The sequence below is a fragment of the Pseudomonas sp. YQ_5 genome (genome assembly GCF_043103305.1).
Taxonomy (GTDB): Bacteria; Pseudomonadota; Gammaproteobacteria; order Pseudomonadales; family Pseudomonadaceae; genus Aquipseudomonas; species Aquipseudomonas putida_Y.
Window position 1 is genome coordinate 1 of record NZ_JBICJS010000116.1, and the last position, 358, is coordinate 358.

Sequence of the window (358 nt, forward strand, 5' to 3'; positions counted from 1 at the left end):
TTCGCTCGCCACTACTAAGGGAATCTCGGTTGATTTCTTTTCCTCAGGGTACTTAGATGTTTCAGTTCCCCTGGTTCGCCTCTTGCACCTATGTATTCAGTACAAGATACTCAGCTTATGCTGAGTGGGTTCCCCCATTCAGAGATCTCTGGATCACAGTCTGTTTGCCGACTCCCCAAAGCTTATCGCAGGCTACCACGTCTTTCATCGCCTCTGACTGCCAAGGCATCCACCGTATGCGCTTCTTCACTTGACCATATAACCCCAAGCAATCTGGTTATACTGTGAAGACGACATTCGCCGAAAATTCGTACGTTGCTCTTTCGAGCAGAACTCACAAATTTTACCTTAGCCTGAT

The 358-nt window shown here is 47.5% G+C and carries 1 rRNA gene; it reads right to left on the reverse strand.

The window, feature by feature from the left end:
- Positions 1 to 256, reverse strand: a 23S ribosomal RNA gene (locus ACF8EA_RS25220); the annotation flags it as partial.
- Positions 257 to 358: the final 102 nt, after the last annotated feature.